Genomic DNA, 391 nt, shown 5'->3' on the forward strand with positions numbered 1-391 from the left:
CCACCGCCCCCCCCAACACCACAACACCAGACGCGCACCCCACACACACTAATACAAAAAAACCAAATCAAACCACCCCCCCCACCACACCCCCACCACAAAAACAACAACACACCCAAACAACAAACCAAACAACAAAAAAAAAATTTTTTTAATTTTCCCGTATAATCTCCGTTATTAATAATTTTTTTTTTTTTTTTTTTTTCTTTTTTTTTATAATTTTTTTTTTTTTTTTTTTCTTTTTTTTTTCTTTTTTTTTCATTACTTTTTTTTTTTTTTTTTTCTTTTTTTTTTTTATTTCTCATTCTTTGTATTTATCTACTATTTTTCTTCTATTTTTTTTCATTCTTCTCTCCTCCCCCTTATTCCCTCCTCTCTTTTCTACTAAATC

Annotated in this window: 1 protein-coding gene; it reads right to left on the reverse strand. The window is 29.4% G+C overall.

Features of this window, described 5'->3' with window-relative positions:
- Positions 1–305, reverse strand: a 305-nt coding sequence (locus B1A85_RS26435) for a hypothetical protein (RefSeq protein ID WP_210404710.1), incomplete at its 3' end; no start/stop codon positions are given.
- Between the last annotated feature and the right edge of the window lie 86 nt (positions 306–391).

This window comes from Chroococcidiopsis sp. TS-821 (assembly GCF_002939305.1).
Classification (GTDB): domain Bacteria; phylum Cyanobacteriota; class Cyanobacteriia; order Cyanobacteriales; family Chroococcidiopsidaceae; genus Chroogloeocystis.